We start from the raw sequence: 26405 nt of genomic DNA on the forward strand, positions 1-26405 counted from the left end.
GAATTTTAATGCAAAACGTTGAATCTATCACCGCGCCACTCACTTCTATCAAAATATTATAACTACGACACTTATTTTCTGTAGCTAAAGCATTTCGATATTAGTTTGAGACATATCCGGCAGCCTTGAAGTAGTTCCAGCACTCTTCTGGGTCGTAGAGATCGCAGATTGCTCCGATGGCCTTGAAGACTTCGGTGAAGGTTCTTGCTCCGACCCGTCGCAAGTAGGCTTTCCGTTTCGAGAAGGCTTGTTCGATGGGGTTCAAGTCGGGCGAGTATGGCGGCAGATATAGAAACCAGCAGCCATGGTCGCGCAGGGCTTGTGCCGCCTCTTTGTTGCGATGCGTGGCCGGGTTGTCGAGGATGACCACGGTGCCGGGCGCGATTTCCTTGACGAGGACTTTTCGGATGCAGGCCGCGAAGGCCGGGCCGTCCATTGTGCCGCTGATGACCCATGGCGCGATTGGCGCGTCTCTGGTCAGCCCCGCGATCAATGTTTGTATTCCCCAACTTCCGAAGGGCGCGTCCATGGTCAGGCGTTCCCCTTGGGCTGCCCAGCCTCGGAGCCGGGTGAGGTTCACCTTCACCGCTGTTTCGTCAATGAAAACCACGCGGTCTGGCATTCGGGTGATGGCTGGAGAACGATAGGCGGCCCAATCGTCGCGCTGGCGTCTGACCCTGGCGCGGCGGCGTTCGGTGGCCACCAGCGACTTTTTTGCGCGTGAAGCCAAGGCGCTTCAGCAGGCTGGCAACGGCTGAATGATGAACGGTGATCCCCTCGGCATCGGCAAGGGCATCGCGCAGTTCGAACAGGGTTATGTCAGGGTCCTGGGCCACCAACTCTCGGAAGAACTCGACATGCGGCGCCAACTTGCCGCTGCCCCGTGGACGCCCATCCGCGCAATCTGGGCCGCGCCGGACGCATGTATTTGGCGTCTCCAGCGCGCACCAGTCGCGGCAGAAACCTGAAGAAGGCGCGACGCCTTCCTGCCTGACAGCCCTTCTTCGATCAATCGTGCGAAACGATCTCGGAGTTCCTTGGGCAACGGTGCTGGCATGGTCCTAATCCTCCCATAAAGGGTGAATCACAAATCAGACCTCAGGGAAATCCTTCCGATTCAAACTTTGATCGAAACGCATTATCCGCTGGATCAGAGCTTCTATAAGGAACGCCATATGTCTGAGTGTTTCTTCAGCTAAATCAAACACGTCCGCGCATCATGCTGCGATGCGAAAAACACGGACCTCGTTCAAAGCCTTGGGGGTCTTGCATACGCTATAACATGGATTAGTCCAATGAGGACGCCGCCTAATTCAATATCCCCCGCAGCGCGTCGGCCAGTGCGCTATCGCCGGACACTTCGGGTGCGCTGCCTGTGGCGGTGCTGCTGCCGGGGGTGCGTGGTGCAGTGCCTTCCGGGGCAGGGGCGTTGGTGACGGTGGCGCTGCTGGTCTGTTCCGGAGCGATCGCCTGTGCCAAAGCAGCGGCCAGCGAATCCTGCGCGGGGCCGGATGAGACGACCGTGGGCATCCCTTCGCCTTGCAAAATAATCAGACCACCACCATCGGGTGACAGGGCCAGCAGCGGTTCGACCGGCAGGCCGTCATGGATTTCGGCCATGACCGCTTGCCAGATTTCGGCGGGCAGGCCGCCGCCGGTTACGCCGTTCAGCGGGGTGTTGTCGTCGTAACCCATCCAGACGCCGGTCACATATTGCTGGGTAAAGCCGATGAACCACGCATCACGATAGGATGAGGTGGTCCCGGTTTTGCCTGCTGCCGGGCGGTTGCCGGGCAGTTTCGCGCGGGTGCCGGTGCCGTTCTGGATCACCTGCTCCATCATTGCGATCAACTGCCCTGCCGCGCGGTTGGAAATGACCTGCTGACCCAGGCCGCCTGCCTGCCCCATCAGCGGCGCGCCGTCGCCCTTGATCCGCAGCTCGATCAGGCCATAGGGATGCACGGCGGTGCCGCCATTGCGGATACCGGCATAAGCGCCGGTCATTTCCAGCAGGGTTGATTCTGACACACCCAACCCCAGCGACGGGCTGGTGGTCAGGTCGCTGGCCACACCAAAGGCCTGCGCCACGCGGCGCACCTCGGCCCGGCCCACGGCTTCTTGCAGGCGGATGGTGGCGGTGTTGATCGAATTGGCCAGCGCGGTGGTCAGGCTGATTTCGCCCCGATGTCGGCGGGTATAGTTCTGCGGCGTCCACGGACCCGAGCCGCGGATGTTGATCGTCAGCGGTGCATCCAGAACCCGGCTGTCGGGCGTGTAACCAGCGTTCAGCGCGGCAGCAAAGACGAAGGGTTTGAAGGACGACCCGGTCTGCCGTTTTGCCTGCGTGGCGCGGTTGAACGTGCCTGCTGCCTCATTATCACGTCCGCCGATCATGGCGCGCACGGCGCCGTCCGCGCTCATCACCACGACGGCGGCCTGCGCCTTGGACCCGTCCTTGACCTTTTCGTTGAACACGCGGGCCAGCGCACGTTCCGCCGCGCGCTGAATGCCCTGGTCAAAGGTGGTGCGGATGGTCACGTCCTCGGTCGTTTCGGATGTCAAGAAACCGGGGCCGGAATCCATCACCCAATCGGCGAAATAACCTCCTGTCCGCGCCGCAGCCGCCCGCGACAGAGTGGCGGGGGTGGCCCGCGCCTGCGCCAGTTCGGCGTCGTTCAGATAGCCTTCTTCGTGCATCAGGCCCAGAATGACATTGGCGCGGTCCTGTGCGCGTTGCAGGTTCGCAGTGGGCGCGTAACGGCTGGGCGCGCGCAGGGCACCGGCCAGCATCGCCGCCTCGGGTGCAGTCACGTCGCTGGCGGGTTTGTTGAAATAACGTTGCGAAGCGGCCTCGAACCCGCGTGCGCCGGCACCCAGATAGGAGCGGTTCATATAGATGTTGAGGATTTCATCCTTGGAATACTTGGCCTCCAGCGCGAAGGCATAGGGCACCTCTTTGATTTTGCGCCACAGGCTGCTGACGCGGCAATCCTGTTCGAATTCGGCTTCGTCCTTCCACTGGGTGGGGTCGAAGGTCTGGCCAAGGCACAGCAGTTTTGCCACCTGCACGGTGATGGTCGAACCGCCCGCGCCCTCGAACGCGCCGCGCCCGGCCTGAATGTTGTTGCGCATGGCCCCCGCGATGCCGCGCGGATCGACGCCAAGGTGATTGTAGAACCGGCGGTCCTCGGTCGCGATGACAGCGTTTTTCAGCACCGGCGCGATCTTGTCAGAGGACACGGTGCCAAAGGTTTCACCACGCCAGGCGAACACCCCGCCATCGCGGTCCAGCATGGTGACGGAACCGCGCGCGCGACCGTCGAACAGGGCCGACGCTTCGGGCAGGCCGTTATAATAATAGGCTGTTGTGCCAAACAGGATCAACGCCAGAACCAGCGCCAGCCGCCAGGCGCTGCCCCAGATAACGCGCCAGACCAGTGTGACCAGCCCTGCCACCCCGCGCATCACCACATTCCCCTGCCGCGTTTGCTTGCGGGGGGTATGGCGTTTGGGTTTTTCGGCGCTGGCAAAGTTGCGCTTGTCGGCGACGGGGCCTTTGCCCGTTCGTGGGGGCGTCCCGGTGGGTCGTTTCATGCGTTGTGCCTGTGTTCGCTGCCCGCCGGTTTTCCGGCTCTTTGAAAAGGTAGCATAGCGCAAGAATCGCTGTATGGAAACTCGGCTTACCGATCTGTGATCTGCGCGGCGCGCGGGCATTGCGCCTACAGACAGCCTGTTTTTTGCGCAATCCGGTTTTCTGCGCTGCGGCGCTGCGCCCTGTTCTTGTGCATCGCCCCGCCCGCTGACGATCAAAAAGAGGAAACGCGGCCCTTCCGGCTGCCCGCTTCAAGACAGGTGAGACGATGAACAAAGCTTTGTTAACATCCGTGCCGATGGCTGCGCTGCCCGCGTTGCCCGCTTTGGCTCAGGAAGCCGCCGCCCCGGTGATCGAAACCGTGACGGAAGCCGCCGTTGCGGTGGTGCCGGTTGCCGATACCGGCAATGTGACCTGGGTGATGGTCTCGGCGATCCTTGTCATGCTGATGAGCGTGCCGGGGTTGGCGCTGTTCTATGGCGGGCTGGCCCGTGGCAAGAACATGCTGTCGGTGCTGATGCAGGTGTTTACCGTTTTCTGCATCGTGGCGCTGTTGTGGGTGATGTTTGGCTATTCGCTGGCCTTTACCGGTGCGGAAAACGGCGGTGTCAGCGCCTTTATCGGCGATCTGTCCAAGATGTTCCTGTCGGGTATCTCGGTGGATACGCTGGAGGGGGACATCTACGAATATAACTTCGTCGTGTTCCAGCTTGCCTTTGCCTGCATCGCCACCGCGCTGATCGTCGGCGCCACCGCCGAGCGGATGAAGTTCAGCGCCGTCTTGCTGTTCTGCCTGATCTGGTTCGTGCTGTCTTACCTGCCGATCTGCCACATGGTCTGGCAGTCGGGTGGCTATCTGGCCGGGCATGGCGCGCTGGATTTCGCCGGCGGGACGGTGATTCACATCAACGCCGGTGTCGCCGGTCTGGTCGCAGCCTATGTCGCCGGTCCGCGCATCGGTTACGGGCGCGAGTTGATGGCCCCGCACAACCTGACCTTTACCTTTATCGGCGCCGCGTTGCTGTGGATGGGCTGGTTCGGGTTCAACGCCGGTTCCGCGCTGGCGGCTGATGGGATCGCTGCGCTGGCGGTGGTGAACACCGTGGTCGCAACCGCTGCCGCTGCGCTGGCATGGTCCTTTGGCGAATGGTTGCTGCGCGGTCATCCCTCGCTGCTGGGGGGCGTTTCGGGGGCGATTGCCGGTCTGGTCGGCGTGACCCCGGCGGCTGGCTTTGTCGGGCCGATGGGGGCGATCGCCATTGGCGTGATCAGCGGGTTGGCCTGCATGTGGTTCGTCAACACGATGAAATCGCGCATCGGCATCGACGACAGCTTTGACGTGTTCGGCATCCATGGTGTCGGCGGGATCATCGGGGCGGTTCTGACCGGCGTGTTCGTGTTCCCGGCCTTTGGCGGTCAGGGCGTGGATGTGTCGATGGGACATCAGCTTTATGTGCAGGTGCTGGGTGTGGTGATCGCGATTATCTGGTCGGCGGTGGTGTCGCTGGTGGCGATCTATATCGTCAAGGCGCTGACGGGACTGCGCGTGGCACAAAACGACGAGCGTCAGGGGCTGGACCTGACCACCCATGGCGAGAACGCCTATAACTCGTGATACCGGGCGGGTGCCGTTCAGGCGGCACCCCTGAAACGTCAAAGGCCCCCGAATTGGGGGCCTTTTGTCATTCTGGCGACAGGATCAGGCGACGCGGGCGACGACGTAATCGGCCAGATCCGACAGAATGCCCCGGATCTCGCCATCGGGCAGGGCGGTCAGAGCCGCGCGGGCGCGGGCGGCCCAATCCAGCGCATCACGGCGGGCGGCATCCAGCGCGCCATGGCCGTTCATGATCCGCAACGCCTGTTCCAGATCGCCGCCGCGCTGATCGCCCTTTTCGATGGTCCGCTGCCAGAAGGCGCGTTCTTCGTCATTGGCATGCGCCACGGCCTTGATGACCGGCAGCGTCAGCTTGCGTTCGCGGAAATCGTCGCCGGTGTTCTTGCCGATGGTCTCGCTTGCACCGCCGTAATCCAGCAGGTCATCGGCGATCTGGAATGCGATCCCCAGTGCATCGCCGTAATCACGCAGCGCCGTCACCTGATCGTCGGGCGCAGTGGCGACCACGGCCCCGGCCTCGGTCGCGGCGGAAAACAGGGCGGCGGTCTTGCCACGCACAACTTGCAGATAGATCGCCTCGTCGGTGCGCAAGTCCTGCGCGGCGGTCAGTTGCAGCACCTCGCCTTCGGAAATCACGGCGGCGGCGTTGGCCAGAATGTCCAGCACCCGCAGGCTGCCGGTTTCGACCATCAATTGGAACGACCGCCCGAACAGGTAATCGCCCACCAGAACGCTGGATTTATTATCCCACAGCAGGTTCGCCGTGGGTCGCCCGCGCCGCTGGCGGCTTTCGTCCACCACATCATCGTGCAGCAGGGTGGCGGTGTGGATAAACTCGACCGCTGTGGCCAGAAGGATATGCGCATCGCCCTGATAACCCAGCAGTTTCGCGGCAGCCAGCGTCAGCAAGGGGCGCAGCCGTTTGCCGCCTGCGCTGACCAGATGGGCCGTCACCTCAGGAATGCGGGCGGCGTGCTGGCTGGCCATGCGGTCACGGATCAGCGCATCGACAGCGGCCATTTCGGGGGCCAGCGTCGCGCTCAGACGGTCCAGCGGTTTCAGGGCGGTATCGTTCACATCCATACCTCTTTGCCTTTGGGGCAACCCATTGCCACGGCATCGACAATTGCGCAACCACGGCCTAACGTCGCAGCCATGATTGAACTGCTGCGCACCACGGACCCGGTTTTGCTGTCACACGCGCAGGCGCTGCTGCAAGCCGAGGATATTCCCGCATTTGAACTGGACCGGCATATGAGTGTGCTGGACGGGTCCATCGGTATTCTGCCGCGACGGCTGATGGTGGCTGACCGCGATGCCTTCATGGCCCGTGCCATTCTGCGCGAGGCCGGGCTGATCCGATGACCCCGCTGCGCGAGGATGGTTTTCTGGGCGGGCGGTTACGGATCGCGCAGCCTGCGCAGGGCTATCGCGCCGGGGCGGATGCGGTGATGCTGGCGGCGGCCTGCCCGGCGCGGGCTGACGACAGTGTGCTGGAATTGGGCTGCGGTGCCGGGGTGGCCAGCCTGTGCATCGGCGCTCGGGTGCCGGGTGCCCGGCTGACCGGGATCGAAAGGCAGGTCGATTACGCCGTGCTGGCCGAACGGAATGCGGTGGCGAACGGTATCGCGCTGCGGGTGCTGACCGGTGATCTGGCCGTGATGCCGGGCGAGTTGCGCGGGGCCAGCTTTGACCATGTGATTGCAAATCCGCCGTTTTTCGCCGCCGGAACCCGTGCCCCCGACGTGGGCCGTGCCGACGCCCGGCATGAGGACACGCCGCTGCATCTGTGGATTGACGCGGGTTTGCGGCGGCTGCGGCCCGGTGGGCGACTGGTGCTGGTGCTGCGGGCGGATCGTCTGGCGGATGTTCTGGCGGTGGTGGCCGGGCGTGCCGGTGATCTGTCGATCCTGCCGCTCAGCGCGCGCGTGGGGCGCGATGCCGGGCGCGTTATTATTGGAATGCGCAAGGGTGCGCGCGGTCCCTTGCGCCTGCGCGCGCCGCTGATTCTGCACGCGGCGGCGGTGCATCTGGAAGATGGCGAAGATTTGACCGACATGGCCGCCGCGATCCTGCGTGACGGTGCGGAAATCAACCTTTGGTAGTGTAAATGTCTGGTGACAGAATCAAAGTTTTATGCTCGACTTGATCCACCGAACAACAGCCAAGGAGGATGGAATGTCGGTTGCTTCCCATGTCGAAGAACTGCGCAAAAAACACCAAACCCTTTCGGAAGCGGTTGAAAAGGAACAGAAAAGACCTGGATCAGATGATATTGCCATTGCCCAGATGAAGCGTGAAAAGCTGCGCATCAAGGAAGAGATCAGTCGTCTGACCCTTTGAAATTCACACACATTGCACGTAGCGCCGCGACCTTCGGGTTGCGGCGTTTTTTGTTGCAGAACAGCCTTTCGCCGATGCCTGAGGGCGGGGATAAACGGGCGGAATTGGTGAAGTCCTTAACCTTTAGGCATTAAAAATACAAATTGACTGCCGAATCACGGTCTGGTGCCTGTCGCCGGATGTGTGGATCGGTTATCCGGTGGCGGGGCGGCGATTCCTCCACAGAACAAGGCAGGGCAGACAGGCATGGCACGGGCACCGGGCATGTATGACGGCGGCAAGGAACTCAGGCAGGCGCGGGCCGAAGGCTGGTGGATGCTGGGGTTTGTCGGGCTTTTTTCCGTGGCAGTGAACCTGTTGATGCTGACCGGGCCACTGTTCATGATGCAGGTTTACGACCGCGTGCTGGGATCGCGTTCGGTGGAAACGCTGACGGCACTGTTTGCGTTGGTGGTTTTTCTGTTTGTTTTAATGGGTTTGCTGGATGTCGCACGCAGCCGGGTGATGAACCGTCTGGCGACGCGCTTTCAGTCGCGACTGGAATCGCGCGTCTTTGCCGCGTCACTTGAGGACGGGATCGCCACCGGCAGCGAAGCCGTGGCCAAGGGCGGCACCCGCGATCTGCAATCGGTGCAGCAACTGATCGCCTCGCCGGTGCTGATGGCGATGTTCGATCTGCCCTGGGCGCCGATTTTCATGGGGGCGGTGTTCATTTTTCATCCGCTTCTGGGCGTGGTGGCGATGATTGGTTGCGTCATTCTGGTCTGCGCGACGTTCCTGAACCAATGGATCAACCGCGAGCCGCTGCAACGCGGCGCGGCTTCGGCGCAGGCGGCGGATCGCATGTCTGACCTCTATCGTGACGAAGGCGAACTGATCGGTTCGTTGGGGATGCGCAAGGCGGCGTTTCATCGCTGGCGCGCCGCGCGGGACGAGGCGACGGCCCATTCGCTGCGCGGCACGGATCGCGCGACCGCCTTTACCGTATTTTCCCGCACCTTCCGCCTGTTTCTGCAAAGCGCGATGCTGGCTGCCGGTGCGTGGCTGGTGTTGCAGCAAGAACTGACGCCGGGCGCGATGATTGCCAGTTCGATCCTGATGGGTCGGGCCTTGGCCCCGATTGAACAGATCGTCGGTGGCTGGGCACTGGTGCAGCGCGCGCAGGATGGCTGGGGGCGGCTGGAAAAGCTGCTCAGTCGCCGTCCGCCCGAACCTGACCGCACGCCGCTGCCGCGTCCGCCCGCGCAGATCGACGTGCGCAACCTGACGGTGGTGCCACCCGGTCAGAACCAGCCGACGCTGCGCGGGGTCAGTTTCTCGGTCGGGCCGGGGCAGGCGATCGGTGTCATCGGCCCCTCGGGTGCGGGCAAAACGACGCTGGCGCGGGCGCTGATCGGGGCTTGGCCGATTGCCGGTGGCTCGATCCGGTTGGGGGGCGCGACGCTGGACCAATACGATCAGGATGTGCTGGGCAGTCTGATCGGCTATCTGCCGCAGACTGTGACCCTGTTCGACGGCACCATCGCTGAAAATATCGCCCGGCTTGCGCCTGAACCGAACGGTCAGCGCGTGGTTGCGGCGGCGCAGGCGGCGGCGGCGCATCAGATGATTCTGGACCTGCCCAAAGGTTACGATACCCCGGTCACGCAGGCGGGCGGGCGGCTGTCGGGCGGGCAAATTCAGCGCGTTGGTCTGGCGCGCGCGCTTTATCCTGATCCGATGCTGTTTGTGCTGGATGAACCGAACTCGAACCTCGACAATCAGGGGTCCGAGGCGCTGAATCAGGCGATCCGCTCGATCAAGGCGCGCGGCGGGGCGGTTATCATCATGGCGCACCGTCCGGCGGCGATTTCGGAATGCGAACTGCTGCTGGCTCTGGATCAGGGCACCCGCCGCGCCTTTGGTCCCCGCGACGAGGTGCTGAAATCCATGGTCAAGAACGCCGACCAGATCCGGCAGGCGAAAGAGGGCGGTCAAAGCGGAGGCGTGACATGAGCGGCGAAGACAAACGCCCGGCTGCGGATTATCTGGCGCGGCTTGCACCGCTGCGCGACGAACAGGGCGCGGCATCGCCTGCGGCAGACAACAGCGGGGTGGATGTCGCTGCGGCTGAGGCGACCCGTGCGGGTGCCGCAAATCCTCCGCCGGCCGGGGGCGCAGGCATGGCGCCATCCGCCGTTGCGCAGCCTGCCATGAATGATGCACAGACCGCAGAAAACGCTGCACCCGAAGCCCCATTGAACCGTCCCCCTGCCGAGGCACCGCAAACCGCCCCGGCGGCCAAGGCGACGCAGCCTGCGCCGATGCCGCGCATGAATCCGCCCGGTGGCCCGGCCAAGCCCGACTCGCGCGAGGCGGTGGCAAGGCAATGGCCGGTGCGTGGCCCGCTGATGCTGGGGATCATTTCGATTCTGGTGCTGTTTGTCGGTTTTGGCGGCTGGGGCGTGCTGTCGCGCATTTCGGGCGCGGTTGTGGCCAGTGGTCAGGTTGAACTGCAAAGCAGCCGTCAGGTGGTGCAGCATCTGGATGGCGGCATCGTCGATGAAATTCTGGTGACGGAAGGTGCAACCGTCGGTGCGGGCGAAGCCTTGATCCGGCTGGACGGCGCTTTGCTGGAAACCGAACTGGCCATTGTAGAAAGCCAGTATTTCGAATTGCTGGCCCGGCGCGGCAGGCTTGAGGCGGAACGCGCCGACGCGACCGAGATCACCTTTCCCCCCGATCTGCTTGCCGCCGCAGAAACCGACCCCGAGGTTGAGGCGCTGAGGGATGGGCAGCAAAGCCTATTCCGTGCCCGCACGGATACTATCACCCAGTCTCTGGATCAGTTGACCAAGCAGTCCGAACAGGTTGCCGCGCAAATCAACGGGCTGGATGCGCAAGAGGTGGCCCTGACCCGCCAGCGCGAATTGCTGGAACAGGAACTGGTCGATCAGCGGTCCCTGCTGCAAAAGGGTCTGGCGCAGGCACCGCGTGTTCTGGCCTTGGAGCGCGAGGCGGCGCGGCTGGATGGCCAGATCGGCGAAATCGACGCCACGCGGGCGCAGGCGGAAACGCGGCGCACCGAAATTGGCATCGAAAGCCTGCGACTGACTGCTGCCCGGCGTGAAACTGCGGAAACCGAATTGCGCGATCAGGGCTATCGCGAACTGGAACTGGCCGAGCGTCGCCGTGGCCTGACTGAACAGATCGCCCGGCTGGAAATCCGCGCGCCGGTGTCGGGCGTCGTGCATGAATTGCAGGTGCGCACACCTCGCTCGGTCATCCGCCCGGCGGAACCGCTGATGTATCTGGTGCCACAGGACCGGCCTTTGGTCATCGGTGCGCGGGTTTCTCCGATCAATATCGACGAGGTGCATCCTGGCCAGCAGGTCAAGCTGGTTTTCTCGGCCTTCAGTTCACGCACCACGCCGGAAATCGACGGCGAGGTGTCGCGGGTGTCGCCCGATGCGGTCATGGATGAGGCAACGCGCATGTCCTATTACCGCGCCGAAGTGACGATTCCGCCTGATGAACTGTCCAAGCTGGGCAGCCTGTCGCTGATCCCCGGTATGCCGGTTGAGGTGTTCATTCAGACGGGCGAACGCAGCCCGATCAGCTATCTGGTCAAGCCGCTGACGGATTATTTCAACCGCGCGTTCCGCGAGGGATGAATGCCTGGCCTGTCCGGGCGGCTTATCTGCTGCGTCATTCGGCAGCGAAACACGATTGCTCCTGTGCCTTGGGGCTGCTGCGAGGGGGCAGTTTGGCTGGCCTCGGCGGGGTGCCGGTCATTCGGGCGATGCGGCGATAGGTTTGGCGCGGCAAGGGGCAGGGGACCGGCTGTGCGGTGTGATTGAGATTGTCGGGTTTTCCTGCCTGCCCGCGTGGTCTGCCACAGGCCAAAAATACCACAAATGCGTGACCATATGCGGATTCGGGGTGTCGAGGCAGGAATAGCGCCTTGCCGCAACCTTGGTTCAGCGGCACCGCCTCCCAAATGTGACGGGCAAGTTGTGTCAGAACAGCCCGGCCAGCCAGGCGCGTGCCTGATCGGCGATCTCGCGCCACTGGTTCAGGGCTTGTCCGGCAGTCGTTTCGGCTGGAACCAGCGGTGCCGCCAGATACAGGGCCAATAACAAGGCCGCGACCAGAAGGCCGCAGACAAAACCCGTGCGTCCATGATGGTGTGGCGGGGGTGGGGCGGAAACGGCTGCTGTGTCCGCATGATCTTCCGGTGCGGTTGCCACGGTTTCCAGGGTGCTTGCCATGTCGCCGACAGCAGGCAGAGGCACGGTATTTTGCCCCAAAGTCGAGGAAACCGATGAAGCCCGCTCTGTTTGCGCAGGGGGCAAAACGGCGGCCGCGTCCCGCGATTGCTGCGGTTCTGCCGGGCGTGAGGTCGTAAGGGTGGTTGCGGGCCAATCAGTGGTTGTCAACGCGGTCGTGGCAGTCTGCTCGGCCGCTTGGGCGGCGCGTTCCCGCTCGGCCTCTTCGGTCAGGATCGCCAGCACGTCAGCAGGCAGAGGCCGGTTCAGACGCGGCATTTGCGCGGGTGTCGGGGGGGCGGGGGGAACGGTTTGTTCCCGATAGATCGGCGGCCTGGTCAGATCATGGCCCGACATGCGACGCGAGACCACAAAATCAATCGGATCACGGCGGCGGCTTTCAGCCTGTGGCGATACGGGCGCCGGAACCGAAGCAAGGGCAGGGGGCGGTTCCTGTGTCCCGCTGCCCGGCTGATGCCAGATGTGCCCGCAGGCAGAGCATTCCACCTCGCGCCCCTGTGCGGGAATCATCCCCTCGTCCAGCCGGTATTCGGCACCACAACCGGGGCAGATCAACCGTATTTCACCCATCCGACCCTCGCATTCATCGTCGTGCTGTTCTATCAAGCGCTGGCCCGTCTTCCAAGCGGGCGCAAGGAGGTGCGCGTGATCGAAATGCAAGAGGCCGGTTTCGGCTATCCCGGCAAGGGCGAATTATTGTCGGGCATCACATTGACCCTTGCGCCCGGATCATTCCATTTCCTGACTGGCCCGTCCGGTTCGGGGAAAACCACCTTCTTGCGGCTGTGCTATGCCGACCTGCTGCCGACCTCGGGGCGGATGACGGCGTTCGGGCAGGATATGCGCGGGCTGACGCGCGACGGTATCGCCACGCTGCGGCAGCGCGTCGGTGTGGTGCATCAGGACCCGCAGTTTCTGGATCACCTGCCGCTGGCCGAAAATGTCGCGCTGCCGTTAACGGTTTCTGGCCAGCCGGTCGATATGCAGGCGATGAAGGATCTGCTGGGCTGGGTGCAGCTTGGCCCGCAGGCGCGTGCGCTGCCGCCATCTTTATCGGGGGGCGAACGGCAGCGCGCGGCATTGGCGCGGGCGGTGATCCTGTCGCCCGATCTGGTGCTGGCCGATGAACCGACTGGCAATCTTGACTGGGATATGTCGATGCGTCTGCTGCAACTGCTGATCGAGTTGAACCATTCCGGCAAGGCGGTTCTGGTCGCGACCCATGATCTGAACCTGATCCGCGCGGCCAAGGCGCAGGTCGCGGCGCGGGTGCTGCGTATCGCAGGTGGCCGGGTTACACAGGCGGGGGCGGATCTATGAAAAACCCGTTGTCCCGCCCCGAATTGCGCAGCGTCAATCTGCCTGCGCTGTGGCAGGCGATGACGCGCGGCGAAGGCGGCATTTCCGCCCGGATCGTGCCACCGACCGGGTTCACCGCGCAACTGACGGTGTTTTCCGCCGGAGCGATGGCCTTTCTGGCGGTGTTCGCGCTGGCCCTGGCGCTGGCGACGGGGCGGCTGGCCGAGCGCTGGTCATCCGAACTGGCCGAGTCGGTGACGGTGCGCATCACCGCCTCGACCGCCGACATCGAGCCACGCACAGCCGCCGCGATCGAGGTGCTGCGCCAGACCCCCGGCCTTGGCGATCCGCGCATCCTGCCCGATGACGAGGTGGCGGCGCTGCTGACCCCGTGGTTCGGCCCGGATGTGCCAGTCGATGCGCTGCCGGTGCCACGCCTGATCGACGTGCCGATCAGCGGTGGTTTTGACGCGCAGGGTCTGCGGCTGCGGCTTGAGGCCGAGGCGCCGGATGCGGTGCTGGACGATCACAGCGAATGGCGTCGCCCGCTGGTCAGTGCGGCCAGCCGGTTGAACATGCTGGGTATTCTGTCGCTGGGGCTGATTGCGGCGGCATCGGCGGCGATGATTACACTGGCGGCCAAGGCGGCGCTGGCGGCGAACGGGCAGGTGATCCGGGTGCTGCGGCTGATCGGGGCGCGTGACATCACCATCGCCGGGGCCTTTGTCAGCCGCTTTACGCGACGTGCGGCCTTGGGTGCGGCGGCGGGCACGCTGGCGGGGATGATCGCCATCGCCCTGCTGCCGGATATGCAGGCATCGGGCGGGTTTCTGACCGGGCTGGGTTTCCGAGGCTGGGACTGGCTGCTGCCGCTGCTGATCCCGGCGGTGGCGGCGGGCGTGGGCTTTTTCGCGACCCGTTGGGCGGCGTTGAAAATGTTGGCCGAGGTGCGATGAGCGATTATTCCCCCACCCCCGGCCCGCTGACATTCGTGCAATATCTGCGCAACATCGCCTTTTATCTTCACATCGCACTGGCCACGATCCTGATCGGGTTGTGGGGGCTGTTCAAGGTCGCCACCGGCGGGCGCGAGGGGGCAATCCGCGTCTCGACCGTCTGGATCGGCCATGTGGTCTGGTCGGCCCGCATCTATCTGGGCCTGATCGCCGAGGTGCGCGGCACGCCGCCCACGCATGACTGCATCGTCGCGGCCAAACATCAAAGTTTTTGGGATATTATGGCGATTTCCCATGCCGTCCCCCGCCGCGCCTTTATCATGAAGCGCGAGGTGATGCGCGTGCCGATCATGGGCTGGTATGCCTATAAGGTCGGCTGCATTCCCATCGACCGTTCACGCGGCAAGGATGCGATGACGGCGATTTCCGAACGGGTGTCGGAACGGATCGCCGAACGCAGTCTGGGTCAGCTTATCATCTACCCCGAGGGCACGCGCACCCTGCCGGGGCAGCGCAAGGCGTATAAGCACGGCGTCGCCTCGATCCGTGCGGCGACGGGGCTGGATGTGGTGCCGGTTGCGGTGAACACCGGGCTGTTCTGGCCGCGCAAGGGCTGGGGCATCCGTCCGGGTCGCGCGGTGGTCGAATTTCTGCCCGTCATTCCCCCCGGCACTGACAGCGCGACCTTTATGGCTGATCTGGAACGGCAGATCGAAGGCAATTCCGACCGGCTGATGGCCGAGGCTGGGTTTCAAGGATGAAATGGCTGGCCGAGGCGGATCTGGGTGCAATCTATGGCCAGCCCGGCCCGGCTTCGCTGCGCAAGGTGGCGGATCGGATCACGCCGGATTATCGCATCTTTCTGGAGCGGGCGCGCTTTTGTGTGCTGGCAACTGTTGGCCCCGAGGGCACCGACGCCAGCCCGCGCGGCGATGACGGCCCGGTGGTGCGGGTGCTGGACGACTGTCATTTGGCGCTGCCCGACTGGCGCGGCAATGACCGGATCGATTCGATCCGTAATATCACGCGTGACGGGCGGGTCAGTCTGATGTTCCTTCTGCGCGGGTCCAACACTGTCATCCGGGTGAACGGGCAGGCACGGGTGACAGATGATGCGCGCCTGCGCGCCAGTTTTGACCGGGACGGCACGCAGCCGCGCGTGGTCATCGTCGTGCAGATTGGTGAGGTCTATTTCCAATGCGCTCGCGCGATGATGCGGGCGGGCATCTGGTCGAGCGCGGATGACAGTGCCGGGCTGCCCTCGCCGGGGCAGATTCTGGCGGGTATGACCGCAGGGGCGGTTGGCGGGCCGGATTACGATGCCGAATGGCCGGGCCGCGCGGCAAAGACCATGTGGTGATACCCCGCCCTTGCAAACCCCGCCCGTGCAGGCGGGGTTTGCAAGGGGAACTGCCGGATCAGGCTTGTTTCTGGCGGCGGCGCAGCGCGGCCAGTGCGCCCAGACCACCAATCAGCAAGAATCCGGCGGCGGGAACCGGGACCGGGGCCGGCAGCTCGGGTTCGGGCAGGGGCAGATCGACGATCAGATCCTGATAATCCTCGCGGTTCGCGGGGTCATAATGGCGCAGATACACCATCTGGCGGTGGCCGGTGTAATCGTTCTTGATCGTGTTCAGCCAAGCCTGCGCCTGATCGAAGACCTGCCGCTGCGTGCCCGTGCCACGCTGCGCCGCAAATCCGATGCCGCCCGTCGAACGGGCACCCAGATTCAGTGCGCCGCCAGCGTAATCATGGCTGATTTCCCAGACTGCAAGCTGATAGGCCGCCGCGGTGACGGCATTGTTGACCTGATCCCACGCCAGATGGGCCAGTTTGCCCAGATATTCCTGCGTGATGGCGCTTAGCGTGGTATTGACCTCGTAGGTGCGATAGCCGTTGCGGTCATTCGTCCAGAAACCACGTCTGATTTCGATGCAATAGGCGGCGGCCTGAATGGCAGGTTTGCCCGCCTCGACAACCACGTCGACGATCCGCATCCCCACGCTTTGGGTCTGGCTGCCCCAGCCGAACGTGCCGGTGTTGTTATACTGCGAAACGCCGTTGTTCAGCCCATAGGTGTTGACCGAAAACGTCATGTTTGCATAGCGACCGGCGGCGTAGGTGCTGTCGGCTGCGCTGGTGCGATAGTTCATCTTTACATCGACCGCAGCCGGAAGCGTGGCGGCGAAGGCGGGAACAACGGTTGCCGCAGACAGCAAGGCTGATACGGCCATGGAACGGATCAAGGACATTTTACGGCATCTTTCCAAGCGACAGGAAGTCTGACATGTGCGAAGGTTCGGGGCATTACATGTCAAACTATGGTCGCGTAAATGCCTTGCGCATGAAATTTCACGCCACCTGTCGATAAAGACAGGTGAGTGCGGTTTGTCACTGCCTGAATGCGGTGGCTTGCTGCGAACACGCGGGTAAACACGCAGTTACAGCGGGTTACGCAGCAAGGTGGATGCGGATTTCACGCCGATTGGCGCGTTCGGCGGGGCCGGGCTTCAGACCAGCGCGACGCCGCCCATGTTCAGGAATTTCTGTCGCCGGTCGCGGATCAGCTCTGCCGGTTTCTTGCCTTTCAGCCCGTCCAGCATTGCCGCGATTTCCACACCCGCTGCGGTGATCGCTGCCGCCGGGTCACGCTGCGCGCCGCCCATAGGTTCGCTGATGATACGGTCGATCACGCCCAGCTTGTGCAAGTCTTGCGCGGTCAGGCGCAATGCCTCGGCCGCTTCGCGCATTTTGTTGGCGTCTTTCCACAGGATCGAGGCGCAACCCTCGGGCGAGATGACGGAATAGATCGAATGTTCCAGCATGGCGATGCGGTTGGCCGTGGCGAATGCGACCGCGCCACCCGAGCCGCCCTCGCCGATGATGACCGACACCAGCGGCACGCCGATTTCCAGACATTTCTGGGTGCAGCGGGCGATCGCCTCGCTTTGCCCGCGTTCCTCGGCACCCTTGCCGGGATAGGCGCCGGGGGTATCGACCAGCGTGATAACCGGCAGGCCAAAGCGGTGCGCCATGTCCATCAGCCGGATCGCCTTGCGATAGCCTTCGGGCCGGGCCATGCCGAAATTATGGGTCAGGCGCGATTTGGTGTCATTGCCCTTTTCATGGCCGATCACCACGCAGGGCGCGTCGTGGAACCGCGCCAGCCCGCCCATCACCGCATGGTCGTCGCCAAAGGTGCGGTCGCCTGCCAGCGGCGTATATTCGGTGAACAGCGCGTCGATATAGGCGCCGCAATGTGGCCGGTCGGGGTGGCGCGCCACCAGCGTTTTGCGCCAAGGGTCCAGCGATTTATACAGATCGCGCAGCATGTCGCCGGCTTTTTTGTCCAGCGCGGCGGCCTCTTTTTCCACATCGACCGCGCCTTCACCCTTGCGGGCCATTGCGCGCAATTCTTCGGCTTTGCCTTCGATGTCGGCCAGAGGTTTTTCGAAATCCAGATAGGTCATCCACCGCTCCGCTGCTGCTGCGCCATATATGCGGCGGGCTGGCCGCGATTGCAACGCAGCAGGCTGTCAGGCAGCGGTGTCGTGATCGGGCAGGTCGATCAGCGCGGCGGTGGCCTGAACCACCGGATCGGCCTGTGGTTGCCCTTTGATCGCGGCCAGAAAATCACGTCGCATCTGATAGGACCAGTAATCGTTGATATGTTCGGCCACGGCCCGTTCCGGTTGTCCCGGCTGGTAACGCCAGAAATCGGCAATCTGCGTGGCCATGCGGATCAGCTTGTCTGCCATGGGTCAGCCTTTCAGTCGTTCGGGGTGGGTGTAAAGGTCAAAGCCGGTGCCGCGCGCGCGCCCGATCAGGGTGATGCCCGCCGCCTGTGCCCAGGTGATCGCCAGCGTCGTCGGGGCCGATGCGCCGATGACCACGGCGGCCTGCATCCGCGCCGCCTTTTGCACCAGATCAACCGACAGGCGCGAGGTCATGGCGATCACCCCGCCCGCCCCGGTGCGCCCGTCGCGGGCCAGCGCGCCCGATACCTTGTCCAGCGCGTTATGGCGGCCCACGTCCTCGCGCACGGTGGGGGCGGCGGCGGGGTGCCAGAAACAGGCACCGTGGATGGCGGGGGTCTGACGCCAGCGGATCTGCCCCGCGCTCAGCGCCGCCATGGCTGCCTGAATATCGGCGGGGGTGATGCGCAAAGCGCTGGTCACGGGCAGCAGTTCGGGCAGCGCCTGTTCGATGCTGTCGATCCCGCACAGCCCGCAGCCGACCGGGCCAAGCATCTTGCGGCGTCGTTCCGACAGGGCGGCGGCGATGCCAGGGCGCAGCCACAGCCGCGCTTCGGCCCCCGGCAGGCCGCGCGTTTCCACGGCGACCTGTTCGAACGACTGCACATCGGCGGCACTGGCGATCATGCCTTCGGTCAGGGCAAAGCCTACGGCCAGATCATGCAGATCGGCGGGTGTGGCCATCAGCACCGCCTGACTTTGCCCGTCGATCACGATGGCCACCGGCGATTCCGCTGGCGGCGGCGGGGCGTCGCCGGTGATCCACGCACCATCCTGCCAGCGGCGCGGGGCCGCCGGTTGGGCGGATGCGGCGGCGTGATCCTCCATCCGTTATTCCGCCGCAGGCAGGATGCGGCGCGACAGGCGGGAATGGGCGGCATAGTCGCTCTGCCATTCCGTTGGCCCGTTCGAGGGCGACACCTGCACAGCCGTCACCTTGAACTCCGGGCAGTTGGTGGCCCAGTCGGAATTGTCGGTGGTGACGACATTGGTCTGTGCATCGGGATGGTGGAAGGTGGTATAGACCACGCCCGGCGCCACCCGGTCGGTGATCTTTGCCCGCATCGTCGTATCCCCCGCGCGCGAGGTGAGGCGCACGAAATCGCCATCCCGCACCCCGCGTGTTTCGGCGTCATGCGGGTGAATTTCCAGCATATCCTCGGGGTGCCAGGCGGTGTTGCCGGTGCGCCGCGTCTGGGCGCCGACGTTGTATTGCGTCAGCGTCCGCCCGGTGGTCAGCAGCAAGGGAAAGCGCGCGCCGGTGCGTTCCTCGGTCGCGACATATTCGGTATTGATGAACCGGCCCTTGCCGCGCACGAAACCATCGACATGCATCAAGGGCGTGCCAAGCGGCGCGGCATCATTGCAGGGCCATTGCACCGAACCCACCCGGTCCAGCAGGTCAAAGCTGACGCCCGCGAAGCTGGGCGTGGTCGCGGCGATTTCATCCATGATTTCGCGCGGGTGGGTATAGCTCCAGCCCGCGCCCATGCGGTTGGCCAGCATCTGCGTGATTTCCCAATCGGCATAGCCTTGGGCGGGCGGCATACAGCGGCGCACCATATTGATGCGGCGTTCGGCATTGGTAAACGTGCCGTCCTTTTCCAGAAAGCTGGAACCGGGCAGGAACACATGGGCATAGTTCGAGGTCTCGTTCAGGAACAGATCCTGCACGATCACGATGTCCATCGCCTTCAGCGCCGATGTGACATGGCGGGTGTCGGGGTCGGATTGCACCACATCCTCGCCCTGACAATAAAGCCCCCGGAACCGCCCGGCCAGCGCCTGATCGAACATATTCGGGATGCGCAGGCCCGGTTCATCCGACAGCGAAACGCCCCATGCCTGTTCATAGATCGCCCGCGTGGCCGGGTCGCTGACATGGCGATAGCCGGGGTATTCATGCGGGAACGACCCCATATCGCAGGAGCCCTGCACATTGTTCTGCCCGCGCAAGGGGTTCACGCCGGTGCCGGGGCTGCCGATATTGCCGGTCATCATCGCAAGGTTGGCAATGGCGATAACCGTCGTTGACCCTTGCGAATGTTCCGTCACCCCCAGCCCGTAATAGATGCTGGCGCGCGGCGCGGCGGCATAGGCCCGCGCCGCCTGCCGGATCAGATCGGCAGGCACGCCGGACAGCTTTTCCACTTCCTCGGGGGAATGGCGGTTGTCGCTGATAAAAGCGGCGTAATCGCTGAACTCGTCCCAATCGCAGCGATTGCGGATGAAGGCTTCGTCATACAGCCGTTCCGTCACGATCACATGCGCCAGCGCGCTGATGACGGCGACATTGGTGCCGGGGCGCAGCGGCAGGTGCAGCCCCATCCCCATATGCGGTGTTTCCAGCAGGTCGATGCGGCGCGGATCAACGACGATCAGCCCCGCCCCCTGCCGCAGACGGCGGCGCAGGCGAGACCCGAACACCGGATGCCCATCCGTCGGATTCGCACCGATGACCAGCGCCAGATCAGTCTGTTCCACCGAATCGAAATCATGCGTCCCGGCCGAGGTGCCAAAGGTGGACCGCAGCCCGTAACCCGTGGGCGAGTGGCAGACCCGTGCGCAGGTATCGGTGTTGTTATTCCCAAAGACCGCGCGGGTCAGTTTCTGCACCAGATAGGTTTCTTCGTTAGTGCAGCGGGATGAGGTAATCACCCCTATCGCGTTCTGCCCATAATCGGCCTGCGCCTGCCGCAGCCGGGTGGCGGCAAAATCCAACGCCTCGTCCCAGGTCACTTCGCGCCACGGGTCGGTGATCTGGTCGCGCACCATCGGCGACAGGATGCGGTCGGCATGGGTGGCATAGCCCCAAGCAAACCGCCCCTTGACGCAGCTATGCCCGTGATTGGCCTGCCCATCTTTGGACGGCACCATCTTGACCACGGTTTCCCCGCGCATATGGGCGTCAAAGCTGCACCCCACACCGCAATAGGCGCAGGTGGTTTTCACCACACGGTCGGGGGTGCCGATCTCGATTTGCAGGTTTTCTTGCAGGGTTGCGGTGGGGCAAGCCTGCACGCAGGCGCCGCAACTGACGCAATCGGATGACAGGAAATCATCGCTGGCCATGCCCGCCGACACGCGCGAATCGAACCCGCGCCCCTCGATGGTCAGGGCGAATGTGCCCTGCACCTCTTCGCAGGCGCGAACGCAGCGGGAACAGACGATGCATTTCGCCGGGTCAAAGGTGAAATAGGGGTTGCTCTGATCCTTGGGCCGGTATTCCGGGTTCGGGCCGGTCGGCATGCGCTGCGCAAAGTGGTTCGCGCCGGGATCAAAGCGCACCTCGCGCAAGCCGACAGCGCCCGCCATATCCTGCAATTCGCAATCGCCATTGGCGGCGCAGGTCAGGCAATCCAGCGGGTGATCGGAGATATACAGCTCCATCACGCCACGACGAATGCGGGCGATTTCGTCGGTTTGGGTGTGAACGACCATGCCTTCGGCTACGGGCGTGGTGCAGGATGCGGGCGTGCCGCGCATCCCCTCGATCGCGACGACGCACAGACGGCAGGAACCAAACGCATCCAGACTGTCGGTCGCGCAAAGTTTCGGCACGCTGATCCCGGCCTCGGCCGCGGCGCGCATGACGCTGGTGCCAGCGGGGACGGTGACAGCGATGCCGTCGATGCTTAGACTGATCGGCGCACCATAGGCGGCGGGCGTGCCCATGTCGCGGGTCCAGTCTTTGGGCGGGATGATAAAGTCTTTCATGCGGCCTCCGACGCGGCGTAATGGCTCAGCCGCTGGTCCAGCGTTCCGGTGTGCAGTTCAAACAGGTGATTGTCGTTGTCGTAAAAATAGATCGACCGGCCCTCGCCTTCGATCCTTGGGCGCGGCGGACGGATTTCCAGCCCAAGGGATTCGATGCGCTGATACAGCATATCATAATCGGCATCGTCGATCTGAAAGGCGATGTGGTTATAGCTGCGTTCCGGCAAAGCATCACCCTGCATCACCGCAATCCACAGCCCACCCGCGACAAAGAACCGTTCGCGCGACAGCGAAAAGGTTTCGTCACCGCTGTCGTCAACCTGTTTCGCGCCCAGAACGCGGGTCAGGATCGCGGTCATCCGATCCAGATCACGGCAGATAAAGGTCATATGCGACAGGCCGGTTATCATTCCGCCGCCTCCTGCCTTGGGTTGCTGCGTCCGGTGAAGTCATCCGGGAAATGGTTCAGCGCCGAGATGACCGGATAGGGCGCGAACCCGCCAAGGGCGCAGAGGCTGCCCCATTTCATCGTGTTGCACAGGTCGCGCAGGATCGGGATGCCCGTTTCGTCGCCTGATGCGATGCGGTCCAGTGTTTCCACACCCCGCACTGATCCGACGCGGCAGGGCGTGCATTTGCCGCAGGATTCGATGGCGCAGAACTCCATCGCGAAGCGGGCCATCTCCAGCATGTCGGTGCTGTCGTCGAACAGCACCACGCCCGCATGGCCGACAAGGCCGTCCTCGCCCGCGAATTCTTCGTAGCCGAAGGGCGTGTCGAACAGCGCGGGCGGGAAATAGGCACCCAGAGGGCCGCCCGATTGCACCGCCTTGATCGGGCGACCCGATGCGGTGCCGCCGCCGAAATCTTCGACGATCTGGCGCAGGGTGACGCCAAAGGCGATTTCGAACAGTCCGCCGTGGCGCACATTCCCGGCGATTTGCAGCGGGATCGTGCCTTTTGACCGCCCGATGCCATATGCGGCATAGGCCGCCGCGCCGTTCGCCATGATCCACGGGACAGATGCCAGCGAGATGACGTTATTCACCACTGTCGGCCGCCCCATGAATCCGTGCAGGGCCGGGATCGGCGGCTTGGCGCGAACCACGCCGCGCCGCCCTTCGAGGCTGTTGAGCAGGCTGGTTTCCTCGCCGCAGACATAGGCGCCCGCGCCCACGCGCACCTCCATGTCAAAGCGCAGGCCGGACCCCAGCACATCGCCCAACATGCCGCGTGCGCGGGCGGTGGTGATGGCCTCATTCATGGCGCGGATCGCATCGGGGTATTCGCTGCGGATATAGATAAACCCCTGCGTTGCCCCTACGGCGAGACCCGCGATGGCCATGCCCTCGATCATGCAGAACGGGTCGCCCTCCATCAGCATCCGGTCGGCGAATGTGCCGCTGTCGCCTTCGTCGGCGTTGCAAACGATGTATTTCTGCGGGCCGGGCGCTTTGGCGACGGTGGCCCATTTGATGCCGGTGGGGAACCCCGCGCCGCCGCGTCCGCGCAGGCCGGAATCGGTGATGATCTGGGTGATGGCGGCAGGGTCGGCCAGTGCCGCCCGCAGCCCGACAAGCCCGCCATGCGCGGCATAGTCGTCGTAATCCAGCGGGTCGATGATGCCGACGCGGGCGAAGGTCAGCCGGGTTTGCAGCCGCATCCAGCGCAATTCATCCACCGGCCCAAGCGCCAGATCGCCGCCATCCCACAGTTGCGCCACCGCATCCGGGGTCATGGGGCCAAAGCCGTGGCGGATGCCGTTCCGCTCTACCTCGACCAAAGGTTCCAGCCAGACCATGCCGCGGCTGCCGTTGCGGATGATCTGCACGGTTTCGCCACGGCGTTCCGCCTGTGCCACGATGGCGCGGGCGACCTCATCCGCGCCAAGAGCGCGGGCGGCGGCGTCGATGGGGACATAGATCTTCATGCCTGTGCCCCCGCCAGTTGTCCCGTCAGCTTTTCGGCGCTGGCCCGGCCAATCAGCCGCCCATCGACCTGCGCGGCGGGCGCACAGGCGCACAGGCCAAGGCAAAACACAGGTTCCAGCGTGATCCGCCCGTCCGGCGTGGTTTCGTGCCAGTCGATGCCAAGCGCACGCTGCACCTGATCGGCCAGTGCGTCGGCCCCCATCGACTTGCACGCCTCGGCCCGGCACAGGCGCAGCACATGCCGCCCGGTGGGGTGGTCGCGGAAATCGTGGTAAAAGCTGACGACGCCGTAAACCTCGGCCCGCGTCAGGTTCAGGGCGACGGCGATCAGCGGCTGCGCGGCATCGGGGATCATGCCCCATTCGGCCTGAACATCATGCAGGATCGGCAGCAAAGGACCTTCGCGCCCCAGATGCGCGGCGATGATCGCGTTCAGGCGTTCAGTGGATTCAGCGTCAAAGACGGGCTGGCTCATGGCGCGCGTGTCCGAATGGTTCCCTCGACCATCAGACTAGCAATCAACGATAGTCGCATCAACATAAATCGAGCATCAGTTAATAGAATTGATCTATCAATATTCAGGCGCTGTCAATCGCCTTTGCCACCGCCAGCAGTGCATCGACGATGGGCGGATGCGGTTCGCGGTCGGCCACGACCAGCCCGACGGTATGCGCATCCGATCCGGTCAGATCGCGCGCCCGCACCCCGGCGGGCAGGGGCAGGCCATCGGCCAGGGCGCGCGGCAGCACGGCGGCCCATCCGCCGGTGGCCACATGCGACAGGATCGCCAGCATGGAATTGCTTTCCACGCGCGGTTCGGCGGCGGGGGCATGGGTGGACAGATGCGCGGCGACGATGCGCCGGTTCTGCATATCAGGTGTCAGCAGGCACAAGGGACGGGCGGCGGCCTCGGCCCATGTGGCGGGGCCTGTGGCTTCGGTCCGGTCGATCAGGCAATAGGTTTCGCGATACAGCGGATGGATCTGAACCCGACCCAGAGGCTCGCTGTCCAGATAGGTCACGCCCGCATCCAGTTCCAGCGCGGCGATCTGATCGCGGATTTCGTCGGAGGACCGCGACAGGATGGTGACGGTCGCATCCGGGTGTGCCGTCAGAAACGGCGTGGTCAGCATTGCCACACGCGGCATGGCGGTGGGGATGACACCGATGCGCAGCCGCCCGGTGATGCCGCGCCGCATGGCGGCCATCTCGGCCGCAAGCGCGCGGGCGTCGCCGACGATGCGCCGTGCCCATGTCAGCACCCGTTCGCCTTCGGGTGTCAGGCCCTGAAAGCGGCTGCCACGCCGGACCAGTTGCACGCCCAGCTGATCCTCAAGCGCCCTCAGCGCCGATGACAGGGATGGCTGCGTGATCCCCAGCGATTCGGCGGCGCGGCCAAAGTGGCGCTCGCGGGCCAGAACCATGAACATGTTAAGGCGGTCGATCATGCCGCCGATCATGGCTGCGTGAGCGGCGAAAGGAAACGCTTTCCTTTGTGGTGCGTTGGGCGTAACGCAGGTTCTTTGCCACCGCAGCGATGCGCAGGAGATTTCGCCATGACCGACCAGCCCCCCGAAACACCCGATACCCCCGAAACCGCGCCCGCCAGCGGCGGTGAGCGCATCGCCAAGGTGATGGCCCGCGCCGGTGTCGCCAGCCGCCGCGAGGCCGAGCGGATGATCGTCGAAGGCCGCGTGGCCGTGAATGGCACCGTCATCAACAGCCCGGCGCTGGATATTCTGCCCACCGACCGGGTGACGGTCGATGGCAAAAAGCTGGACGAGCCGCAGGAAACCCGGCTGTGGATGTATTACAAGCCCGTCGGGCTGGTCACGTCAGAGGCTGATGAAAAGGGCCGCCAGACCGTGTTCGACGCGCTGCCCCGCGATCTGCCCCGCGTGATGAGCGTGGGTCGGCTGGACCTGAATTCCGAAGGTCTGCTGCTGCTGACCAATGATGGCGAGTTGAAACGGCGGCTGGAACTGCCCGCGACCGGCTGGCTGCGGCGTTACCGGGTGCGCGTGAACGGCCAGCCCAGTGAGCTGACCTTTGACCCGCTGCGCCGTGGTGCCACCATCGACGGCGAGGATTTCGCCCCGATGGAGATCCGCCTGGACAGTCAGCAGGGCGCGAACGCCTGGCTGACCGTCGGCATCCGCGAGGGTAAGAACCGCGAAATCCGCCGCGCGATGGCGCATGTCGGGTTGATCGTGAACCGGCTGATCCGCATCGCTTATGGTCCCTTCCGCCTGACCGGGATGGAGCCGAACGAAGTGCGCGAAATCAAGCGCCGTGTCCTGCGCGACCAGTTGGGGAGCCTGCTGACCGGCGAGGAAACCGAGGATGACGCGCCCCGCGCCACCGGCGCCCGCCGTGATGGTGCCGCCCGTCCCGGTGCCAAGCCCCGCTTCGGCGACCGCCCGCGCCGCGAAGATGGTGACGCGCCGCGCAAGCCGCGCGCTTTTGGGGATCGTCCGCCGCGCGAGGATGGCGAACGCAAGCCTCGCTTTGGCGACCGTCCGCGCCGTGAAGATGGCGAGGGTCCGCGCAAGCCGCGCAGCTTTGGCACTGGTCCCCGCCGTGACGGTGATGGCCCCGCCCGTGATTTTGGCGACCGCCCGCGCAAACCGCGCCCGCTGGACGGCGAGCGCCAGCCCCGCGCCTATGGCGGCGACCGCCCCCGCCGCGAGGACGACGACCGCCCGCGCAAGCCCCGCGACTTCGCCGGCCCCCGCAGCGGCGACGATGACGCCCCGCGCAAACCGCGCTGGAGTAAAAACGCCCCACGCCGTGAGGATGGCGATGCACCGCGCAAACCGCGCGCCTTCGGCTCTGGCCCGCGCCGTGAAGATGGCGACGCGCCGCGCAAACCGCGCGCCTTCGGCTCTGGCCCGCGCCGTGAGGATGGTGATGCTCCGCGCAATCC

At 64.3% G+C, this 26405-nt stretch carries 25 protein-coding genes; 11 read left to right on the forward strand and 14 right to left on the reverse strand.

Features of this window, described 5'->3' with window-relative positions; genetic code table 11:
• Positions 1-100: 100 nt before the first annotated feature.
• The 3 genes from Q4G22_RS14355 to Q4G22_RS14365 all read right to left on the reverse strand — a co-directional run bounded on the left by Q4G22_RS14355 (position 101) and on the right by Q4G22_RS14365 (position 3594).
• The gene (locus Q4G22_RS14355) at positions 101-703 is read right to left on the reverse strand and encodes an IS630 family transposase (RefSeq protein WP_303386575.1); all 603 of its coding nucleotides are present in this window, start codon (positions 701-703) and stop codon (positions 101-103) included.
• Between the two features lie 111 nt (positions 704-814).
• Entirely contained in the window at positions 815-1057 is a 243-nt protein-coding gene (locus tag Q4G22_RS15745) for a helix-turn-helix domain-containing protein (RefSeq protein WP_368661483.1), read from the reverse strand.
• Positions 1058-1308: 251 nt separating this feature from the next.
• On the reverse strand, positions 1309-3594 hold the full coding sequence (locus tag Q4G22_RS14365) for a transglycosylase domain-containing protein (RefSeq protein WP_303386577.1): 2286 nt from the start codon (positions 3592-3594) through the stop codon (positions 1309-1311).
• A gap of 266 nt (positions 3595-3860) precedes the next feature.
• On the opposite strand from Q4G22_RS14365, the gene Q4G22_RS14370 reads away from it, so the two are divergent.
• The gene (locus Q4G22_RS14370; RefSeq protein ID WP_303386578.1) at positions 3861-5207 is read left to right on the forward strand and encodes an ammonium transporter; all 1347 of its coding nucleotides are present in this window, start codon (positions 3861-3863) and stop codon (positions 5205-5207) included.
• 84 nt (positions 5208-5291) lie between these two features.
• Here the strand turns inward: Q4G22_RS14370 and Q4G22_RS14375 are convergent, their stop codons facing one another.
• Positions 5292-6293 carry a polyprenyl synthetase family protein gene (locus tag Q4G22_RS14375; protein ID WP_303386579.1) on the reverse strand — a complete coding sequence of 334 codons (1002 nt, stop codon included), beginning with the start codon at positions 6291-6293 and terminating at the stop codon, positions 5292-5294.
• 72 nt (positions 6294-6365) lie between these two features.
• Here Q4G22_RS14375 and Q4G22_RS14380 point away from each other — a divergent pair, with 72 nt between their 5' ends.
• The 5 genes from Q4G22_RS14380 to Q4G22_RS14400 all read left to right on the forward strand — a co-directional run bounded on the left by Q4G22_RS14380 (position 6366) and on the right by Q4G22_RS14400 (position 11206).
• Positions 6366-6575, forward strand: coding sequence for a DUF2007 domain-containing protein (locus Q4G22_RS14380; RefSeq protein ID WP_303386580.1), 210 nt, complete (start codon positions 6366-6368; stop codon positions 6573-6575).
• A complete protein-coding gene (locus tag Q4G22_RS14385; protein WP_303386581.1) occupies positions 6572-7315 on the forward strand; it encodes a tRNA1(Val) (adenine(37)-N6)-methyltransferase in 744 nt (247 codons plus the stop codon). Before Q4G22_RS14380 ends, Q4G22_RS14385 begins: the two co-directional genes overlap by 4 nt.
• 31 nt (positions 7316-7346) lie before the next feature.
• Positions 7347-7553: a YdcH family protein gene (locus tag Q4G22_RS14390; RefSeq protein WP_368661484.1), complete on the forward strand. Its 207-nt coding sequence runs from the start codon at positions 7347-7349 to the stop codon at positions 7551-7553.
• A gap of 246 nt (positions 7554-7799) precedes the next feature.
• On the forward strand, positions 7800-9548 hold the full coding sequence (locus tag Q4G22_RS14395; RefSeq protein WP_303386582.1) for a type I secretion system permease/ATPase: 1749 nt from the start codon (positions 7800-7802) through the stop codon (positions 9546-9548).
• Positions 9549-9943: 395 nt separating this feature from the next.
• Entirely contained in the window at positions 9944-11206 is a 1263-nt protein-coding gene (locus tag Q4G22_RS14400) for an HlyD family type I secretion periplasmic adaptor subunit (protein ID WP_303386595.1), read from the forward strand.
• Positions 11207-11551: 345 nt separating this feature from the next.
• On the opposite strand, the gene Q4G22_RS14405 is transcribed toward Q4G22_RS14400, so the two are convergent.
• Positions 11552-12391, reverse strand: a complete 840-nt coding sequence (locus Q4G22_RS14405) for a zinc-ribbon domain-containing protein (protein ID WP_303386583.1) — start codon at positions 12389-12391, stop codon at positions 11552-11554.
• Positions 12392-12466: 75 nt separating this feature from the next.
• Here Q4G22_RS14405 and Q4G22_RS14410 point away from each other — a divergent pair, with 75 nt between their 5' ends.
• From Q4G22_RS14410 to Q4G22_RS14425, 4 genes are read left to right on the forward strand one after another with little or no spacing between them, the layout of a single operon-like run.
• Positions 12467-13141, forward strand: a complete 675-nt coding sequence (locus Q4G22_RS14410; protein ID WP_303386596.1) for a cell division ATP-binding protein FtsE — start codon at positions 12467-12469, stop codon at positions 13139-13141.
• A gap of 59 nt (positions 13142-13200) precedes the next feature.
• Positions 13201-14076: an ABC transporter permease gene (locus tag Q4G22_RS14415; RefSeq protein ID WP_303386597.1), complete on the forward strand. Its 876-nt coding sequence runs from the start codon at positions 13201-13203 to the stop codon at positions 14074-14076.
• Entirely contained in the window at positions 14073-14837 is a 765-nt protein-coding gene (locus tag Q4G22_RS14420; RefSeq protein ID WP_303386584.1) for a 1-acyl-sn-glycerol-3-phosphate acyltransferase, read from the forward strand. Before Q4G22_RS14415 ends, Q4G22_RS14420 begins: the two co-directional genes overlap by 4 nt.
• Positions 14834-15436, forward strand: coding sequence for a pyridoxamine 5'-phosphate oxidase family protein (locus Q4G22_RS14425; RefSeq protein ID WP_303386585.1), 603 nt, complete (start codon positions 14834-14836; stop codon positions 15434-15436). Before Q4G22_RS14420 ends, Q4G22_RS14425 begins: the two co-directional genes overlap by 4 nt.
• 58 nt (positions 15437-15494) lie before the next feature.
• Here the strand turns inward: Q4G22_RS14425 and Q4G22_RS14430 are convergent, their stop codons facing one another.
• From Q4G22_RS14430 to Q4G22_RS14470, 9 genes are all read right to left on the reverse strand, one after another.
• Complete coding sequence (locus tag Q4G22_RS14430) at positions 15495-16328, reverse strand: VPLPA-CTERM sorting domain-containing protein (protein WP_303386586.1); 834 nt, start codon at positions 16326-16328, stop codon at positions 15495-15497.
• 258 nt (positions 16329-16586) lie between these two features.
• A complete protein-coding gene (locus Q4G22_RS14435; protein ID WP_303386587.1) occupies positions 16587-17546 on the reverse strand; it encodes an acetyl-CoA carboxylase carboxyltransferase subunit alpha in 960 nt (319 codons plus the stop codon).
• 66 nt (positions 17547-17612) lie between these two features.
• Positions 17613-17834 carry a formate dehydrogenase subunit delta gene (locus Q4G22_RS14440; RefSeq protein WP_303360417.1) on the reverse strand — a complete coding sequence of 74 codons (222 nt, stop codon included), beginning with the start codon at positions 17832-17834 and terminating at the stop codon, positions 17613-17615.
• 3 nt (positions 17835-17837) lie between these two features.
• Positions 17838-18659 (reverse strand): formate dehydrogenase accessory sulfurtransferase FdhD, encoded by an 822-nt coding sequence (fdhD, locus tag Q4G22_RS14445; RefSeq protein WP_303360416.1) that lies wholly within the window; start codon positions 18657-18659, stop codon positions 17838-17840.
• A 3-nt stretch (positions 18660-18662) separates the two neighbouring features.
• Positions 18663-21548 (reverse strand): formate dehydrogenase subunit alpha, encoded by a 2886-nt coding sequence (gene fdhF, locus Q4G22_RS14450; protein WP_303386588.1) that lies wholly within the window; start codon positions 21546-21548, stop codon positions 18663-18665.
• Positions 21545-21958, reverse strand: a complete 414-nt coding sequence (gene fosX, locus Q4G22_RS14455; RefSeq protein ID WP_303386589.1) for a FosX/FosE/FosI family fosfomycin resistance hydrolase — start codon at positions 21956-21958, stop codon at positions 21545-21547. Before fosX ends, fdhF begins: the two co-directional genes overlap by 4 nt.
• Positions 21955-23478 carry an NADH-quinone oxidoreductase subunit NuoF gene (locus tag Q4G22_RS14460; RefSeq protein ID WP_303386590.1) on the reverse strand — a complete coding sequence of 508 codons (1524 nt, stop codon included), beginning with the start codon at positions 23476-23478 and terminating at the stop codon, positions 21955-21957. Before Q4G22_RS14460 ends, fosX begins: the two co-directional genes overlap by 4 nt.
• Entirely contained in the window at positions 23475-23954 is a 480-nt protein-coding gene (locus Q4G22_RS14465) for a formate dehydrogenase subunit gamma (RefSeq protein ID WP_303386591.1), read from the reverse strand. Before Q4G22_RS14465 ends, Q4G22_RS14460 begins: the two co-directional genes overlap by 4 nt.
• 103 nt (positions 23955-24057) lie before the next feature.
• Positions 24058-24927: a LysR family transcriptional regulator gene (locus Q4G22_RS14470; protein WP_303386592.1), complete on the reverse strand. Its 870-nt coding sequence runs from the start codon at positions 24925-24927 to the stop codon at positions 24058-24060.
• A gap of 108 nt (positions 24928-25035) precedes the next feature.
• Between Q4G22_RS14470 and Q4G22_RS14475 the strand changes: the two genes are divergently transcribed.
• The coding region (locus Q4G22_RS14475) for a pseudouridine synthase (RefSeq protein ID WP_303386593.1) at positions 25036-26405 on the forward strand (1370 nt) is incomplete at its 3' end.

Origin of the sequence: Paracoccus sp. (in: a-proteobacteria) (assembly GCF_030538655.1) — a bacterium.
Lineage (GTDB): Bacteria > Pseudomonadota > Alphaproteobacteria > Rhodobacterales > Rhodobacteraceae > Paracoccus.